The organism is Curtobacterium sp. AC272 (assembly GCF_979258155.1).
This window is the reverse complement of the sequence record NZ_OZ409838.1, coordinates 952147-969791: the sequence shown is the minus strand read 5'-3', so window position 1 is coordinate 969791 and position 17645 is coordinate 952147. Positions and strand designations below refer to the sequence as shown.

The 17645-nt window shown below is 70.8% G+C and carries 14 protein-coding genes and 1 pseudogene; 11 read left to right on the top strand and 4 right to left on the bottom strand.

Going from position 1 to position 17645, the window contains the following annotated elements; genetic code table 11:
- The first annotated feature begins 64 nt into the window (after positions 1-64).
- The 7 genes and pseudogenes from ACZZ0J_RS04790 to ACZZ0J_RS04760 all read left to right on the top strand — a co-directional run bounded on the left by ACZZ0J_RS04790 (position 65) and on the right by ACZZ0J_RS04760 (position 9415).
- Positions 65-2293 carry an ATP-dependent DNA helicase RecG gene (locus tag ACZZ0J_RS04790; protein WP_194647959.1) on the top strand — a complete coding sequence of 743 codons (2229 nt, stop codon included), beginning with the start codon at positions 65-67 and terminating at the stop codon, positions 2291-2293.
- Positions 2294-2336: 43 nt separating this feature from the next.
- The gene (coaD, locus tag ACZZ0J_RS04785) at positions 2337-2822 is read left to right on the top strand and encodes a pantetheine-phosphate adenylyltransferase (protein ID WP_111086053.1); all 486 of its coding nucleotides are present in this window, start codon (positions 2337-2339) and stop codon (positions 2820-2822) included.
- Between the two features lie 127 nt (positions 2823-2949).
- Positions 2950-3531, top strand: coding sequence for a YceD family protein (locus tag ACZZ0J_RS04780; protein ID WP_111086054.1), 582 nt, complete (start codon positions 2950-2952; stop codon positions 3529-3531).
- Between the two features lie 55 nt (positions 3532-3586).
- Positions 3587-3706, top strand: a pseudogene (gene rpmF, locus ACZZ0J_RS04775) (50S ribosomal protein L32); the annotation flags it as partial.
- A gap of 96 nt (positions 3707-3802) precedes the next feature.
- On the top strand, positions 3803-4528 hold the full coding sequence (rnc, locus tag ACZZ0J_RS04770; protein ID WP_228506018.1) for a ribonuclease III: 726 nt from the start codon (positions 3803-3805) through the stop codon (positions 4526-4528).
- Between the two features lie 4 nt (positions 4529-4532).
- The gene (gene mutM, locus ACZZ0J_RS04765) at positions 4533-5504 is read left to right on the top strand and encodes a bifunctional DNA-formamidopyrimidine glycosylase/DNA-(apurinic or apyrimidinic site) lyase (protein WP_463435143.1); all 972 of its coding nucleotides are present in this window, start codon (positions 4533-4535) and stop codon (positions 5502-5504) included.
- 68 nt (positions 5505-5572) lie between these two features.
- Positions 5573-9415: an AAA family ATPase gene (locus tag ACZZ0J_RS04760; RefSeq protein ID WP_463435141.1), complete on the top strand. Its 3843-nt coding sequence runs from the start codon at positions 5573-5575 to the stop codon at positions 9413-9415.
- A gap of 205 nt (positions 9416-9620) precedes the next feature.
- Here ACZZ0J_RS04760 and ACZZ0J_RS04755 read toward each other — a convergent pair whose 3' ends face one another.
- Complete coding sequence (locus ACZZ0J_RS04755) at positions 9621-10649, bottom strand: TerC family protein (RefSeq protein WP_111086101.1); 1029 nt, start codon at positions 10647-10649, stop codon at positions 9621-9623.
- 217 nt (positions 10650-10866) lie between these two features.
- Between ACZZ0J_RS04755 and ftsY the strand changes: the two genes are divergently transcribed.
- Together ftsY and ACZZ0J_RS04745 are read left to right on the top strand one after the other, a co-directional pair.
- Positions 10867-11736, top strand: coding sequence for a signal recognition particle-docking protein FtsY (gene ftsY, locus ACZZ0J_RS04750; protein WP_111086057.1), 870 nt, complete (start codon positions 10867-10869; stop codon positions 11734-11736).
- A gap of 59 nt (positions 11737-11795) precedes the next feature.
- Positions 11796-11954 carry a DUF4175 domain-containing protein gene (locus ACZZ0J_RS04745; protein ID WP_139199230.1) on the top strand — a complete coding sequence of 53 codons (159 nt, stop codon included), beginning with the start codon at positions 11796-11798 and terminating at the stop codon, positions 11952-11954.
- 189 nt (positions 11955-12143) lie between these two features.
- Here ACZZ0J_RS04745 and lipA read toward each other — a convergent pair whose 3' ends face one another.
- Positions 12144-13127, bottom strand: a complete 984-nt coding sequence (lipA, locus tag ACZZ0J_RS04740) for a lipoyl synthase (RefSeq protein WP_111086058.1) — start codon at positions 13125-13127, stop codon at positions 12144-12146.
- On the bottom strand, positions 13124-13894 hold the full coding sequence (gene lipB, locus ACZZ0J_RS04735; RefSeq protein WP_463435138.1) for a lipoyl(octanoyl) transferase LipB: 771 nt from the start codon (positions 13892-13894) through the stop codon (positions 13124-13126). The genes lipA and lipB overlap by 4 nt, the downstream gene beginning before the upstream one ends.
- Positions 13895-13983: 89 nt before the next feature.
- On the opposite strand from lipB, the gene ACZZ0J_RS04730 reads away from it, so the two are divergent.
- Positions 13984-14667 (top strand): VOC family protein, encoded by a 684-nt coding sequence (locus ACZZ0J_RS04730; protein WP_463435136.1) that lies wholly within the window; start codon positions 13984-13986, stop codon positions 14665-14667.
- 43 nt (positions 14668-14710) lie between these two features.
- Positions 14711-16264 (top strand): signal recognition particle protein, encoded by a 1554-nt coding sequence (gene ffh, locus ACZZ0J_RS04725; RefSeq protein WP_111086061.1) that lies wholly within the window; start codon positions 14711-14713, stop codon positions 16262-16264.
- Between the two features lie 181 nt (positions 16265-16445).
- Here ffh and ACZZ0J_RS04720 read toward each other — a convergent pair whose 3' ends face one another.
- On the bottom strand, positions 16446-17585 hold the full coding sequence (locus ACZZ0J_RS04720; protein ID WP_214548404.1) for a glutamate--cysteine ligase: 1140 nt from the start codon (positions 17583-17585) through the stop codon (positions 16446-16448).
- Between the last annotated feature and the right edge of the window lie 60 nt (positions 17586-17645).

The following is a 17645-nucleotide window of genomic DNA, read 5'->3' as shown; positions in this document are numbered from 1 at the left end:
ACACCGTCCACAGGCCGGACGGGAGGCACGTGGCACGTCGGTCGTGCCCGGTACCGTGGTGTCCGTGGTCACCACCGGAACCCCCGCTGCGCCGGCAGCGCCCGACCTCGGTCCGGCGCCCCTCGACGCGCGGCTCGCGAACGTGCTCGGTGGTCGGACCGCGTCCGCGATCGAGAAGGCGTTCGGCCACCGCACGGTGGGCGAGTTCCTCGAGCACGCACCCCGGCGCTACGCCGAGCGTGGTGCCCTGACGGCACTCGACTCCCTGGCGATCGGTGAGCCGGTCACCATCGTGGCCGAGGTGGTCGACGTCCGCGAGCGCACGATGCGTGCCCGTCGCGGATCGATCCTCGAAGCGAAGATCGGCGACGGCAAGGGGCTGCTCACCCTGACGTTCTTCAACCAGGGCTGGCGCACCAAGGACCTGGTGCCCGGTGCCCGCGGCATCTTCTCCGGCAAGGTCAGCGACTACCGCGGTGCCCGCCAGCTCGCCCACCCGGACTACGAGCTCTTCGACCCCGACGACCCCCGCGCCACGGCCGAACCGGGTTCGGACGAAGCGATCCGGTGGTCGCGGCAGCCGATCCCGATCTACCCGGCGACGGCGTCGCTCACCTCGTGGCAGATCGCGAAGTCGATGGGCATCGTGCTCGACACCCTGCCGGACCTGCCCGACCCGGTACCGGCCTCGGCGCGCAGCCGGCTCGACCTCGTCCCGTTCCGTCGGGCACTCGAGCTCCTCCACCGCCCCGAGAAGGTCGCGGACTTCAAGCGCGCGCAGGACGCCCTGCGCTACCGCGAGGCGTTCGTGCTGCAGACCGCCCTGGTGCAGCGCCGGATCCGCGCCCGACGCACCGCGGCGACCCCGCGGGTGGCTGCTCCCGGTGGCATCCTCGAGCGCTTCGACGCCACCCTGCCGTTCACCCTGACCGACGACCAGCGTGCCGTCGGTGCCGAGATCGACACCGACATCGCCCGCACCTGGCCGATGCACCGGCTGGTGCAGGGCGAGGTCGGCTCGGGCAAGACCCTCGTGGCCATCCGCGCCATGCTCACGGTGGCCGAGTCCGGTGGGCAGTCCGCGCTCATCGCCCCGACCGAGGTGCTGGCCGCGCAGCACCTGCGGTCCATCGTGAAGTTCCTCGGACCGGACCTCGCGGCCGAGCTCCGTCCGGTGATCCTGACCGGGTCGCAGTCCACCGACGAACGCCGACGGGCCCTGCTCGCCGCGGCGTCGGGCAGCTCGCGGCTCGTGGTCGGCACCCACGCCCTGCTCGGCGACCGCGTCGACTTCGCCGAGCTCGGGCTCGTGGTCGTCGACGAACAGCACCGATTCGGCGTCGAGCAGCGTGAAGCGCTCCGGACGAAGGGCGCCACCCCGCCGCACGTCCTGGTGCTCACCGCCACCCCGATCCCACGCACCGTCGCGATGACGGTGTTCGGTGACCTCGACGTCTCGACGATCACCGGGCTGCCCTCCGGTCGTGCGGGCGTCGAGACCTTCACCGTCCCGCTGGCGGAGCACCCCGGGTGGGAGTCCCGCATCTGGTCCCGGATGGCAGAGGAGCTCGACAAGGGGCGTCAGGCCTTCGTGGTCTGCCCCGCCATCGACGACGCCCACGCCGAGGACGACGGCGAACCCGCGCCCGCCGAGTCCGAGGACGACGCCCCCAAGCGCGCCCCGGCGACGGTGCTCGCCACCGCCGAGCGGATGCGCACGATGCCCGTGCTCGAAGGCCGACGGATCGCGGTGCTGCACGGCCGGATGACGGCGGAGGAGAAGGACCGCGTGATGACGTCCTTCGCCGCCGGCGACCTGGACGTCCTCGTCGCCACGACCGTGATCGAGGTCGGTGTCGACGTGCCGAACGCCGCGATGATGGCCGTGCTCGACGCCGATCGTTTCGGCGTCTCCCAGCTGCACCAGCTGCGCGGCCGCATCGGCCGTGGGCAGTGGGCGGGCGTCTGCCTGCTCGTCACCACCGCCGAGCTCGAGACCACCTCGCGGGAGCGCGTCGACGCGGTGTCCGCCTCGGACGACGGCTTCGAGCTCGCCCGGGTCGACCTCGAGCTCCGGCGCGAGGGCGACGTGCTCGGCGAGCGGCAGTCGGGCGGCCGGTCGTCACTGAACCTGCTGCGCGTGGTCGAGCACGCCGACCTCATCGTGGACGCCCGTGGCGAAGCCGAGCGGGTCCTCGAACCCGATCCCGAGCTCGACGGGTCCCCGGCCCTGCGCGAGGCACTGGCACGCCGCCTCGACGAGTCCGACGCGGCGTTCCTCGGCAAGAACTGACCCCGGGCCGGATGCACCGGCACGGACCGGTATCGTCGCTGCCATGGCGCAGATCGCGGTGGTCCCCGGTTCCTTCGACCCCGTCACGCTCGGGCACCTCGACGTCATCGGTCGAGCCGCCGGGCTGTTCGACGAGGTGCACGTGCTCGTGGTGCACAACCCGGACAAGAAGCCCGCGATGTTCGAGGCGGTCGACCGCGTCCGGCTCATCGAGGAGTCCCTGGCCGAGGTCGGCACGCCGGGAACGGTCCGGGTCGGGGAGTGGACCTCCGGGCTCCTCGTCGACTACTGCCGGCAGGTCGGGGCGAAGGTGCTCGTCAAGGGCGTGCGATCGGGCGAGGACGTCGCCTACGAGACCCCGATGGCGATCATGAACCGGCACCTCGCCGACGTCGAGACCGTGTTCCTGCTGCCCGACGCCTCGCGCTCCCACGTGTCGAGCTCGCTCATCCGCCAGGTGTCGACGCTCGGCGGCGACGTCACCCCCTACGTGCCGAAGGCCGTGGCGGCAGCCCTCGCCGCACGCTGAGCCGCGACTGAGTCGCGCCTGAGTCGTCCGCCGAGCCGGAAGCCCAGCCGGCCGACGCGCGGACACACCCTGCCTGCCTCGACTCTCGGCTGCGTTCACGCTAGGGTTGACGATCGTGTCTTCCCACGTGAACAGCCCCTACGCCCTGCGCGTGCGCGACCTGGCGCACCGTCCGGGCGAGATGCGCGAGCACTCGCTCGACATCGTGGTGCCGGACGCGCTGGGAGCCGGTGTGATCGCGGTGCGCGAAGGTGCTCCGCTGCGCATCGACCTGCGGCTCGAGGGCCTGCACGAGGGTGTCCTCGTGTCCGGTCACGCCTCGGCCGACGCGACGGGGGAGTGCTCGCGCTGCCTCATCGACATCAGCGAACCCGTCGAGGTCGATTTCGCCGAGCTGTTCGCGTATGATGCCTCGGAGGATTTCGACTTCTTCGTTCGTGATGACCACGTGGACTGCGAACAGGTCGTTCGAGATGCGGTGGTGCTGGCGCTGCCGTTCCAGCCGGTCTGCCGACCGGACTGCCCAGGCCTCGACCCGGTGACGGGCGAGCGACTGGCCGACCTCGATGAGCAGCCCGTTCACGAGACCCTGGACCCGCGCTGGGCAGCCCTGACCGGCATCCAGCTCGAAGCAGCCGAGCGTGCCGCCCACGGCGACACCACCGACACGAAGACCACCGAGGGCGAGGAGCGGGCCGAGGCCGAGTAGGCCCCGACACCGCCAGCCCCCGTACCGACCACCGACCAACCGAAAGAGATTCACCATGGCCGTTCCCAAGCGCAAGCAGTCCCGTGCGAACACGCACGCCCGTCGTTCGCAGTGGAAGGCCACGCCGATCCAGCTCGTCAAGACGATCGAGAACGGTCAGGTCACCTACAGCCTCCCGCACCGCGCGAAGGTCGTCGAGGACTCGGCCGGCACCCCCTGTACATGGAGTACAAGGGCCGCAAGGTCGCCGACGTCTGATCGGACCGAACGCATGACGACGACGTCCGGCGCCACGGGGTCCCGCCCCGTGGGGCCGGACGTCGTTCGTCTGCAGGGCCAGCTCGGGGTCGACATCGACCTCGAGCTGCTCCAGCTCGCCCTGACACACCGCTCCTACGCCTACGAGCACGGGGGCATCAAGCACAACGAGCGCCTCGAGTTCCTCGGCGACTCGATCCTCGGCCAGGCCGTGACCGTGAAGCTCTACCGGTCCTTCCCCGACCTCGACGAGGGTGACCTCGCGAAGCGTCGCGCCAGCCTGGTGTCGACGGTCGCGCTGGCCGAGATCGCCCGGATGATCGGGCTCGGCCAGTACCTGCGCCTCGGCAAGGGCGAGGAGCAGACCGGCGGCCGCGACAAGTCGTCGATCCTCGCCGACACCGTCGAAGCCGTCATCGGTGCCACCTACCTGTCCGCGGGCCCCGATCCGGCGACCGACCTGGTGCTCCGCCTGGTCGAGCCACTGATGATCGACCCCGACCGTTTCGGTGCAGCGATGGACCCGAAGACGAGCCTGCAGGAGCTCGCGGCGAGCCTGTCGCTCGGCAACCCGGCCTACCGCGTCACCGAGACCGGCCCGGACCACGACAAGACCTTCAGCGCGACCGTCGTCCTGCAGGGCGAGGACATCGCCGTCGGCACCGGCTCGAGCAAGAAGGCCGCCGAGATGTCCGCGGCGCTCGATGCCTGGACCCGGCTGTCCGGCCGAGCGGCCTGACCGCGTGCCCGAACTCCCCGAGGTCGAGGTCGTGCGCGCCGGCCTCGAACCCGCGGTCAGCGGCGCTCGGGTGCTGCACGTCGACGTCGTGGACGAGCGGGCGCTCACCCGGCACGACGGCCCGGCCGAGGACTTCGCCGACCGCCTGACCGGTCGCACCATCGCCGCAGCGGTCCGTCGGGGCAAGTTCCTCTGGATGCCGTTGCAGCCCGAGCACGAGGGCGACCGGCCCGAAGCGCTCGTCGCCCACCTCGGCATGAGCGGCCAGATCCTGCTCGGCCGCGGTCGACCGGCGGCGAAGCACCGCCGCATCCTCATCGACGTGCAACCCGTCGGCACCGACCGCGACGGCACCGCCGAACCCGCGGTCGAGCTCGAGTTCGTCGACCAACGCACCTTCGGCTCGATGGCGATCGACGCGATGGTGCCGACGGTGGACGGCGCCCCGGCCGGGTTCGCCGGGCACGTCGACGCATCGGACCCCGACGCCGCGTGGCGCCGGAGCGTACCGCAGCAGGTGTCGCACATCGCCCGCGACCCGCTCGACCCCGCGTTCGACGACAACCGCTTCACCGCCATCGCCCGGAAGCGTTCGAGCGGCATCAAGCGGATCCTGCTCGACCAGGGCGTCGTGAGCGGCATCGGCAACATCTACGCCGACGAGTCCCTCTGGGCTGCGAAGCTGCACTACGACCGACCGGCCGAGCGGCTGACCCGTGCCGACCTCGCACGCCTGCTGCACGAGGTGCGCAGTGTCCTCTTGCGTGCGCTCGAGGACGGCGGGACGAGCTTCGACGCCCAGTACGTCAACGTCAACGGGCAGTCCGGGTACTTCTCGCAGCGTCTGAACGTCTACGGCCAGCAGGGGAAGCCCTGCCCCCGCTGCGGCACGACGATCGTGCGCGAGGCCTTCATGAACCGGTCGAGCCACATCTGCCCCGTGTGCCAACCGCGTCCCCGCGCCCGTACGCGTTAGCCTGGCGCCCAGCAGCACAGCCCAGCAGCGGCCCCGCCGCAGCACGCGTGAGCACACCCGGAGACCGCATGTACTTGAAGAGCCTGACCATCAAGGGGTTCAAGTCCTTCGCCCAGCCGACGACGTTCGCGTTCGAGCCGGGCGTCACGTGCATCGTCGGCCCGAACGGCTCCGGCAAGTCCAACGTCGTCGACGCCCTGGCCTGGGTGATGGGGGAGCAGGGGGCGAAGACCCTGCGCGGCGGCAAGATGGAGGACGTCATCTTCGCGGGCACCTCGACCCGCGGGCCACTCGGCCGTGCCCAGGTGCTGCTGACGATCGACAACACCGACGGGCTGCTGCCGATCGACTACTCCGAGGTGACGATCGCGCGCACCCTGTTCCGCAACGGCGGCAGCGAGTACGCCATCAACGGCGAGAACTGCCGACTGCTCGACGTGCAGGAACTCCTGAGCGACACCGGCCTCGGCCGCGAGATGCACGTCATCGTCGGGCAGGGGCAGCTCGACAAGGTCCTGCACGCCACCCCGGAGGACCGCCGCGGTTTCATCGAGGAAGCGGCAGGCATCCTGAAGCACCGTCGCCGCAAGGAGAAGACCCTCCGGAAGCTCGACGCGATGCAGACGAACCTGACCCGCCTGTCCGACCTCGCGGGCGAGATCCGGCGCCAGCTGAAGCCGCTCGGCCGCCAGGCCGAGGTCGCCCGCAAGGCCCAGTCCGTCGCCGCCGTCGCGCGGGACGCCAAGGCCCGCATCCTCGCCGACGACGTCGTCCGGCTGCGCCGCGAACTGCACGACCACCAAGAGGTCGAGGCGGGCCGCAAGTCCGAGCGCATCGTCCTGACCGAGCGACTCGACCAGACCCGGGTCCGCCAGCAGCACGTCGAGCAGAGCATGGTCGGCGACGACGTCGACCGCGCCCGGACCGTGGTGCACCGCCTGGAGAGCGTGCAGGAGCGTCTGCGCGGGCTGTCCAGCCTGGCGAACCAGCGGCTGATGTTCCTGGCGCAGCAGGCCGACCTCCCGCAGCAGGGCCCCTCGATCACCCCGGAGCGGGTGGCCGGTGTCCGTGCCGAGGCCGATCGGCTCGCCGCCCGCGCCGACGAGATGCAGGGCGGCTCTGCGGAGACCGCCCGTGCGGTGCAGGCCGCACGTGACGCGCTCGACGCCCTCGACGAACGCATCGCCGCGCAGGCCGCCCGCGTCTCGCAGCACGACCTCGAGGCGCAGCGGCTGGCGAACGCCGTCGACGTGGCCCGGTCGAAGCGCGGGTCCACGGTGGCGGACCGTGAGCGTCGCGGGCGGGCCCTCGCCGAGGCGGGCGAACGCGCCGAGCGTGCGACCGCGGCCCTCGCCGAACTCGGCACCGATCCGTCCGAGGGCGTCGACGACGAGGCCCTCGCCGCCACGCTCCAGGCGGCTCGTGCGCAGCTGGAGGCCGCGCAGGCCGCACGCGACGAGCAGCGCGACCGGCTGCACGCCCTCGAGCGCGAGCGGGACGCCCTCGACGCGCGGGTCGCGGCGCTCGGCATGTCGATCGACGTCCGCGACGGTTCGCAGGCGCTCATCGACGCCGGACGCGCGGGCATCGTCGGGCGTCTGGCCGACGCGCTCACGGTGGTGCCCGGGTTCGAGGGCGCCGTCGCCGTCGCGCTCGACGGGCTCGCGGACGCTGTCCTCGCCGACGACCGGTCGGTCGCGCTCGATGCCGTCGACCACGCCCGCTCCGCGGACATCGGACGCATCGACGTCGTCGTCGCGGACGCCGAGGTCCTCCCCACGGACCTGCCGGACACGCTGCCGGCCGGCGTCCGCCGGGCCCTCGACCTGGTGCAGGGCCCGCCGGCGATCGCCGCGATCCTGCGGAACACCCTGATCGCGGACGTCCCGGAGAGCGAGGGCGGGCACGCGGACGCGCACTCCGGCACGCTCGACCTGGAGGCCGTGCTCGCCGCCGCCCCGCACGCGACGGTCGTCACCCGGTCCGGGGACCTCGTGCGCGCCGTCCGCGTCACCGGCGGCGGGGAACGCGTGACCTCGCGGATCGAGCTCGTCGCGGAGCGCGACGACGCCGTGACGCGACGCGACGCCATCAGGGCGGACGCCGAGGACGCAGCCACGGGCCTCCAGGCAGCACGCACCGCCGTCGAGGACGCACGCCGCCGTGTGGACGAGGCCGACGCGGCATCCCGCGCGCACGCGAAGGCGACGGCCGAGTACGACCGGGCCAGCGCCTCGACGCGGGCGAAGGCCGAGAACGCGGCGGCCGAGGTGGAGCGCCTGCGTGCCGCCCTCGCCGAGACCGACGGTGCCGTCGAGCTCGTCGACGCCGCCCTGGCAGAGGCCGAGGCGGCGCACCGCGCGTTCACCGAGCAGGAGCGGCCCGTCGTCGACGCCTCTGAGCGTCCGGGCCTGCAGGACGCACTCGAGGCCGCACGCGCCGCCGAGGTCGAGCAGCGCATCCAGGTGCAGACCGTGCGCGAGCGCGTCCGCGCCGAACGGCACCGCGCCGACCAGCTCGAACGCCAGCTCGAGGCCGAGCGCGCGGCGGCAGAGGAAGCAGCGCGTCGCGCGGTGATCCGACGCGGCCAGATCGAGACCGCCGAAGCCGTCCTCGCCGACCTGCCGGGTGTGCTGGGCGCCGTCGACCGGTCGCTGGCCGAGGCGCGCGTGCAGCTCGCGACCGAGGAGTCCGAACGGTCGAAGCGCAACACCGAACTGCAGGCGATCCGGAACGAGGAGCGCGAGCTCCGCGACCGGCTGCAGACCATCACCGACGGCGTCCACTCGCTCGAGATGGAGATCTACGAGAAGAAACTGCACGTGTCGGGCTTGCTCGACCGGGCGCTGAGCGACCTCGGGTTGACCGAAGCCGTGCTCGTCACCGAGTACGGGCCGACCGTGCCGGTGCCGGTCGACGTGCTGGTGGACCCGCGGGTGCTGGCTCGGAAGCACCGCGACGCCGAGCGCGCGGCGGCTGCCGCGGCGGCTGCCGCTGCGGGCCTCGACGAGCCGGCGGATGCTGACACGGTGCCGGTCGACAGCGACACGGCGCCGGTCGGCGATGCCGACACCGACATCGCCCCCGACGACGGCACGGCGGACCTCGACACCAGCCCCGGCGACGACACCGTGGCGCTCGTCGAGCTCGCGTCGACCCTGCCCGGCGGCCCCGCCCTGCCCGAGTTCGACGTCACCGACGAGGTCGACCCCGACGACGTCGAGACCGTGCCGTACGTCCGCGCCGAGCAGGAGCGCCGCCTGCAGGCCGCCGAACGCGACCTCGGCCGCCTCGGCAAGGTGAACCCGCTCGCGCTCGAGGAGTTCCAGGCGCTCGAGCAGCGGCACGCGTTCCTCGCCGAGCAGCTCGAGGACCTGCAGAAGACCCGCACCGACCTGATGACGATCATCGACGAGCTCGACACGAAGATGCAGACGATCTTCGAGTCGGCGTTCAACGACACGAAGGACGCCTTCGACGTCATCTTCCCGATCCTGTTCCCGGGCGGCTCCGGCTCGATCAACCTCACCGACCCGACCGACCTGCTCGGCACCGGGATCGACGTGCAGGTGAAGCCCGCCGGCAAGAAGATCGACCGCCTGACGCTGCTGTCCGGCGGCGAGCGGTCCCTGGCCGCGGTGGCGTTGCTCGTCGCGATCTTCACCGCGCGCCCGTCGCCGTTCTACATCATGGACGAGGTCGAGGCCGCCCTCGACGACGCCAACCTCGGCCGCCTGCTGACGGTGTTCGAGCGGCTCCGTGAGTCCTCGCAGCTCATCGTCATCACGCACCAGAAGCGCACGATGGAGATCGCCGACGCCCTGTACGGGGTGTCGATGCGGCAGGACGGTGTGTCCGCCGTCGTCGGGCAGCGGGTGCAGAAGCGCGAGCCCGCCGACGCGGTCGCGTAGCCGGCTGGCTGGCCGGCCGGTTGGCTGGCTGGCTGGCTGAGACTCGCGCTGAGCGACAGTTCACGCGCTCCGGAGCGCGTGAACTGTCGCCCAGGCCGAGACTCGGCGCGCGCGGCCCGAGACTCGGGGACGGACAGACGGGAGGCACGGTGCCAGCTGGCACCGTGCCTCCCGTCTGTGTTGCCGCCCGTCCAGGGCGTGACGCTTACTCCGCGTCGGCCGCGACCGACTCCTTCGGCTCGCCCGTCGGGGTGAGCCCGCGCTCCTGGCGCTTCTTCGAGACGACCAGCGAAGCGGTCGTCGCGACCGCGATGGTCAGCAGGATGAAGCCCAGCGAGAACCAGATCGGGATCTCCGGCGCCCACTCGATGTGCTCGCCACCGTTGATGAACGGCAGCTCGTTGACGTGCATGGCGTGGAAGACGAGCTTCACACCGATGAAGCCGAGGATGACCGCGAGGCCCTGACCCAGGTAGATCAGACGCTCGAGCAGCCCGGCGATCAGGAAGTACAGCTGCCGCAGGCCGAGCAGTGAGAACGCGTTCGCGGTGAACACGATGAAGGCGTCCTGGGTGAGCCCGAAGATCGCGGGGATCGAGTCGAGCGCGAACAGCACGTCGGTCAGACCGATCGCGACCATGACGAGGAGCATCGGGGTGAACAGGCGCTTGCCGTCCACCTTGGTGGTCAGGCGGTCGCCGTCGTAGTGGTCCGAGGTCGGGATGATGCGCTTCAGGATGCGGATCAGGCGGGAGTCGCCCTCGTCACCACCGTGGTCGTTGCCGCTGCGGGCCTGCGACCACGCGAGCCAGAACAGCAGCGCGCCGAACAGGTAGAACACCCACGAGAAGTTCTCGATGATCGTGACGCCGAGGGCGATGAAGATGCCTCGGGCGACGAGGGCGATCGCGACGCCGACCAGCAGGACCTTCTGTTGGAACTCCTTCGGCACGGCGAAGCTCGTCATGATGATGAGGAAGACGAACAGGTTGTCGACCGACAACGCCTTCTCGGTGAGCCACCCGGCGAAGTACTCACCGCCGGCCTGTCCGCCGCCGAAGACCAGGATGCCGAAGCCGAACAGGATCGCGAGTCCGATGTAGAACACGGACCAGAACGCGGATTCGCGGATGTGCGGCACGTGCGGGGTGCGCACGTGCGAGTAGAAGTCGAACACCAGCAGGGCGAGGATGCCTGCGATGGTGAGGAGCCAGACGAAGAGTGGGACGTCCACGGTTTCCTTCAGGTAGGGCGCGCCGCTGATGTGCGGGTACGCCGAGGCCTGAAGGTCTCTTCCGCCGTGTCGCACCGGAACCGGTGCTGCACGACCGGCGCCCCGGGTCCGGATCGTTCCGGTCCGTACTGACGGGGTCACCGAGAGGGAATACTCCCCTTCGTGAGACCGAGCATACCGGGTACAGCGGACATGCGCCGCGCTCTAAGCTGGGAGCATGGCGAGTTCCTGGTCACTGTCCTCACGGCTGCGCGGCCTCTTCCAGCGCAAGACGATCGACGAGACCACGTGGGAGGACCTCGAGACCGCGCTGATCGGCGCCGACTTCGGTCCGGACATCTCCGAGGCGATCATCGAGGACCTGCACGCGCGCGTCGACCGCTACGGCACGACCGACCCGGCCGACCTGCAGCGCATGTTGCGTGAGGTGCTCGAGGAGCGGCTGTCGAAGCTCGACACCACGCTCAAGCTCAGCGCACGGCCCGCCGTCGTGCTCGTCGTCGGGGTGAACGGCGTCGGCAAGACCACGACGATCGGCAAGTTCGCCAAGTTCCTGAAGACCTACGACCGCACGGTCCTCGTCGGTGCGGCCGACACCTTCCGTGCTGCCGCGGTCGAGCAGGTCGCGACCTGGGCCGAGCGCGCCGGCGTCGACGTCGTCCGTCCGTCGCAGCCCGGACAGGACCCCGCCTCGGTGGCGTACCAGACCGTCGAGAAGGCGATCCGCGACAACACCGAGATCGTCGTCATCGACACCGCCGGCCGCCTGCACACCAAGGCGGGCCTGATGGACGAACTGACGAAGATCAAGCGCGTCGTCGAGAAGCAGACCGAGATCAGCGAGGTACTGCTCGTCCTCGACGCGACCACCGGGCAGAACGGCCTGGCCCAGGCGCAGGCGTTCATCGAGGGCGCCGGGGTCACCGGCCTCGTCATCACCAAGCTCGACGGCTCCGCGAAGGCCGGGTTCGTCCTCAGCGTGCAGGAGAAGACGGGCATCCCGATCAAGCTCATCGGGCAGGGCGAGGGCATCAACGACCTGACCGGTTTCACCCCGCACGTGTTCGTGCAGAACCTCGTGGGCTGATTCCGGGTACTGTCTCCGCAGTACAGGGATCGTCCAGGTACACCGGAAGGAGCCCTTCAATGCCAGCACTCCTGATCATCGCGATCATCGTCGGCCTCGTCCTGCTCTTCAGCGGCATCTTCGTCGGTGCGCTGAAGTTCCTGCTGTGGGTCGGGATCGTCCTCATCATCCTGGCCGTCATCGGCTGGCTCCTCAGGAGCATCCGCGGTCGCGCATAGCGCTCGCATCGCCCTGAACGGGCGGATGGACGAACGGGAGGCACGGTGCCAGCTGGCACCGTGCCTCCCGTCTGTCCGTGCCCGAGTCTCGGGCCGCGCGTTCCGAGTCTCGGCCTGGGCGACATTTCTCGCGCTCCGGAGCGCGAGAACTGTCGCTGAGCGCGAAACTCGCGCAGTTCCGCGCGAGACTCAGACGGCCTGGCGACCCGGCGCCGCGTCGAGCAGGTGCGACAGGTGCTCGGGAACCGAGCCGCCGCGCGCGACCGTGGCCCGCGCCCACAGGCGTCCGGCGCGGTACGACGACCGGACGAGCGGGCCGGCGAGCACCCCGGCGAAGCCCATCTCCTCGGCGACCTCACGCAACGCGACGAACTCCTCCGGCTTGACCCAGCGCGCCACGGGCAGGTGCCGCGGCGACGGGCGGAGGTACTGCGTCAACGTGATGATGTCCGTGCCGGCGTCGAACAGCCGCTGCAGGGCGTCCTCGATCTCGATGCGCTCCTCGCCCATGCCGAGGATCAGGTTCGACTTCGTGACGAGTCCCGCGTCGCGACCCTGCGTGATGACGTCGAGGGAGCGCTCGAACGTGAACGCCGGTCGGATCCGCTTGAAGATCCGCGGCACGGTCTCGACGTTGTGGGCGAAGACCTCGGGTCGGGCGTCGAACACCTGGCCGAGCTGGTCCGGGCGGCCGTTGAAGTCCGGCACCAGGATCTCGACGCCGGTGCCGGGGGAGTGCTCGTGGATCTGGCGGATGGTCTCGGCGTAGAGCCAGGACCCGCCGTCGGGCAGGTCGTCGCGGGCGACTCCGGTCACGGTGGCGTACTTCAGGCCCATCGACACGACCGAGTCGGCGACCCGGCGGGGCTCGTCGCGGTCGAGCGGCTCGGGCTTGCCGGTGTCGATCTGGCAGAAGTCGCACCGGCGGGTGCACTGCGAACCGCCGATCAGGAAGGTGGCCTCGCGGTCCTCCCAGCACTCGAAGATGTTCGGGCAGCCGGCCTCCTGGCAGACGGTGTGCAGCTGCTTGTCCTTGACCAGGGCGGACAGCTCGCGGAACTCGGGTCCCTGCGTGGCACGGGTCTTGATCCACCCGGGCTTCGTCTCGATCGGGGTCTCGGCGTTGCGGGCCTCGACGCGGAGCATCCGGCGGCCTTCGGGGGCGAGGGTCATACGAGGGTCTCCTGTCGAGCGGGCGCAGTGCTGGTGGCTGCAGTGCTGGTGGCTGCGGTGCTGGTGTCTGCGGTGCTGGTGCTCGCGGCGCTGCGTGCCGCGTGGCTGATCCGATCGCGGCTGCGCATGCCGTGTTCGGCGGCACGGATGCGGTCGACCACGACGTCGGCGAGGTCGGCGACCGTGACGGGACGCCCGGCGGCGGCGCTCAGCGTCGTCACCCCGGCGTCGGCGATGCCGCACGGCACGATCGCGGCGTAGGCGTCGAGCGCGTTGTCGCAGTTGATCGCGATGCCGTGGGTCGTCACGCCCTCGGCGACGTGCAGCCCGATGGCGCCGACCTTGGCGGGCGAAGCGCCGGTCGTCGGCGCCGACCCGGACGTCCACGCGCCGCTCCGGCCGTCGATGCGCCGCGCGTCCACCCCGACGGTCGCCGCCGCGTCGATGATGACCTGCTCGAGGTCGCGCACCCACGCCACGACGTCGATCGGAACGGCCAGTCGGACGATCGGGTAGGCCACGAGCTGCCCCGGGCCGTGCCAGGTGATGCGTCCGCCGCGGTCCGCGTCGACCACCGGGGCACCGTTCGTCGGCAGGTCGGACGGCTCGGTGCGTCGGCCGGCGGTGTACACGGACGGGTGCTCGCACAGCACGAGGGCCCCGGGGGAGCGGCCGGCGACGACGTCGGCGTGGAGGTCCTGCTGCAGCGCGAGTCCCTCGGCGTAGTCGAGCAGCCCGGCAGGCCGCACGATCTCGAGTTCCGGCATGCGAGCGAGCCTACGACGGTTTCTGGACGGAGTACAACAACGCGGACGACCTTGACCTGAACCGTGGTTGAGGGCTTCGGATGGCGAACATGGACATCCGCCAGGCACAGCTCGCCACCCGCTCGCTCGACGACAGCGCCCGGTTCTGGGAACGGCTCGGCTGCCCGGTCGACCGCGCCGACGGAGTGGTCGAGGTCGCGGTGGGGTCCACGCGCCTCCTGTTCCGGGAACTGCCGTCGATGACCGGTGCGCTGCACCTCGCGATCACGATCCCGGCGGGCACGTTCGACGTGGCTGCCGAGTGGATCGCCGGGATCGCGACGGTGCTGGTCGACGCCGACGGGCGTGACGAGTTCGAGGGCCCGCCGAACTGGAACTCGCGGTCGGTGTACTTCGAGGGACCGGACCAGCAGCTGCTCGAGCTCATCGAACGGCGGGACCTCGCCGCGGCCGCACTCGCACCGGCGCCCGTCGCACCCGTGTCGGGGCCGGCTTCCGCCGTTCCGCTCCTGTCCGTCAGCGAGGTCGGCATCGCCGTGCCCGACGTCCTCGGTGCCGTCGGGACACTGCGCCGCGCCGGACTCGAGCCCTACGCAAACCCGGCAGGCGAGGGCTTCGCCGCGGTCGGTGATGTCGACGGTCTCGTCATCCTGGTGGCGCCGGACCGGCGCTGGTTCCCCACCGGTGACCGCCTGCCGTCGACCGCACCGGTGGTCCTCGACGTCGGGCTGGACACCCCGGTCGAGCTCACGCCCGGCGTACTGCTGCGCTGACCGACCGGGACCCGCGCTCCGAGCCTTGTAGAATCGACGGATCATGGCGCAATTCGGTTCACTCTCCGATCGGCTGACCGAGACCTTCCGCAATCTGCGGAGCAAGGGTCGGCTGACTCCGTCCGACGTCGACGGCACCGTCCGCGAGATCCGGCGGGCGCTCCTCGACGCCGACGTCGCGCTCGAGGTCGTCAAGGCGTTCACCGCTTCCGTGCGCGAGCGTGCCCTCTCCGACGAGGTCAACCGCGCGCTGAACCCGGCGCAGCAGGTCGTCCAGATCGTCAACGAGGAGCTCGTCGGCATCCTGGGCGGGCAGCAGCGTCGCCTCGAGTTCGCGAAGAAGCCGCCGACGGTCATCATGCTCGCTGGTCTGCAGGGTGCCGGTAAGACCACCCTCGCCGGCAAGCTCGGCAAGTGGCTCAAGAAGGACGGCCACACCCCGATGCTCGTCGCGGCGGACCTCCAACGTCCGAACGCCGTGCAGCAGCTGCAGGTCGTCGGCGAGCAGGCCGGCGTCCACGTCTTCGCACCGGAGCCCGGCAACGGCGTCGGTGACCCGGTCAAGGTCGCCAAGAACGCCATCAAGGCCGCGGTCGACCAGCAGTACGACACCGTCATCGTCGACACCGCCGGTCGTCTCGGCGTCGATGCCGAGCTGATGAAGCAGGCCGCGAACATCCGCAAGGCCGTCGACCCCGACGAGGTCCTGTTCGTCATCGACGCGATGATCGGTCAGGACGCCGTCGTCACGGCCCGCGCGTTCCAGGAAGGCGTCGACTTCACCGGTGTCGTGCTGTCGAAGCTCGACGGCGACGCCCGCGGTGGTGCGGCCCTGTCGGTCGCCAGCGTCACCGGCCGCCCGATCATGTTCGCCTCCACGGGTGAGGGCCTCGACGACTTCGAGCCGTTCCACCCGGACCGCATGGCGAGCCGCATCCTCGACCTCGGCGACATCATGTCGCTCATCGAGCAGGCCCAGTCGGCCTTCGATGAGGACGAAGCCCGCGCGGTCGCCGAGAAGATCGCGTCCGACTCGTTCACGCTGAACGACTTCCTGCAGCAGATGCAGCAGCTCCGCAAGGCCGGCTCGATCAAGGGCATGCTCGGCATGCTCCCGGGTGCCAAGGGCATGCGCGAGGCGCTCGACAACTTCGACGAGCGCGAGATCGTGCGCACCGAGGCGATCATCCAGTCGATGACGCCGAAGGAGCGCGAACTCCCGAAGCTCCTCAACGGCTCGCGCCGACTCCGCATCGCCAAGGGTGCCGGCTCCACGGTCACCGAGGTCAACGCCCTCGTCAACCGGTTCGAGCAGGCCGCGAAGATGATGAAGACCGTCGCCCGTGGTGGCGTGCCGCAGATGCCGGGCATGGGTCCGATCCCGGGCATGCACGGCGGCAAGAAGCAGCAGCAGGGCGGCAAGAAGAAGTCGAAGGTCGGCAACCCGGCCAAGCGTGCGGCGATCGCCGCCGGGACGGCTGCCGCTCCGCAGCAGGCGCCGAAGGGCTCCGGCCTCGGCCTCGGCGGTGCCGCCAAGGGCGGCAAGGCGCCGACCGAGGAAGAGCTCGCGAGCCTGCAGAAGTTCCTGGGGCGCTAGTCGCGACCCCTGACGGACGGGAGGCCCGTGGCGGATCCGCCACGGGCCTCCCGTCCGTCTGCGCGCACGTCACGACGCTCCTTCCCAGAACGGCCGCGATGGGAAGCTGAATCGGGCGTACCTGGTCGGAAGAAACGACCAGGTACGCCCGATCCGACCAGCGACGCAGAACGGCCCGGGGTCACAGGGACTCGCGGAACTCCGTGACCAGGTGGCGGACGACCTCGCGCAGGTCACCGCCGTTCTCCTGCGCGACCCGGAGCTGCCGCTGGTACGACGCCCCGTTCGCGATCATCGTGTCGAGGTGGTGCAACTCCTGCTGGCAGCCGAGCCGCTCGGCCACCGGGTCGAGCCGCTGCACCAGGTCGTGCACCTCGTCGGTCACGAGCCGCTCGTCGCCGGCGGCGTTCGTGATGATCTCGGCTTCCATGCCGTAGCGAGCGGCGCGCCACTTGTTCTCGCGGATGAACCACGGCTGCATCGTCGGCAGGGTCTCGCCGGCGTCGAGCCGGTCGGACATCGCGGTGACCAGGCACTGCACCAGGGCGGTGACGGCGCCGACCTCGTGCAGGGTCGAGATGCCGTCCGACACCCGGTTCTCGAGCGTGCCCCACTTCGGCGACGGGCGGATGTCCCACCGCAGGTCCTTCACGCTGTCGATGACGCCCGTGTGCGTGAGGTCGCTCACGACCTCTTCGAAGTTCGCCCAGGCGCCGAGTGCCGGCGGCAGGCCTCCGGTGGGGAGCTGCTGGAACATGAGGGCTCGGTTCGAGGCGTACCCGGTGTCGATGCCGGCCCAGAAGGGGCTCGACGCGGTGAAGGCCTGCAAGTGCGGGACGTACGCGAGCATCGCGCCGAGGATCGGCAAGGCCTTGTCGCGGTCGTCGATGCCGACGTGCACGTGGACGCCCCAGATGAGCATCTGCCGACCCCACCAGCGCGTCCGGTCGATCAGGGTCGTGTAGTGCTCGCTGTCCGGGGTGATCTCCTGCTGGTCCCAGACGGCGAACGGATGCGTGCCGGAGCACATGACCTGGGCGTCGAGCGGCTCGGCGGCGTCGATGACCTCGCCGATGATGCCGGACAGCTCGCTCGTGGCGTCGCCGACCCGAGCGTGCACGCTGGAGACGACCTCGACGGTGTTCGTCAGGAGCTCCTCGGTCACCCGCTCGCGATCACCGAGTCGTTCGTGCACGGCCGCGATGACGGCAGGGGCACGGGGCGCGAGGTCGCCGGTCGACAGATCGACCAGCGGGAGCTCCCACTCGACGCCGATGGTCGACGGAGGGGACTCGGTGAAGCGGATGTCCATGCTGTACATCCTGCCCGGAAGGTTGTCGGACACGCACAACGACGGCGGCTTCTGGTCGTGCGGATCCGA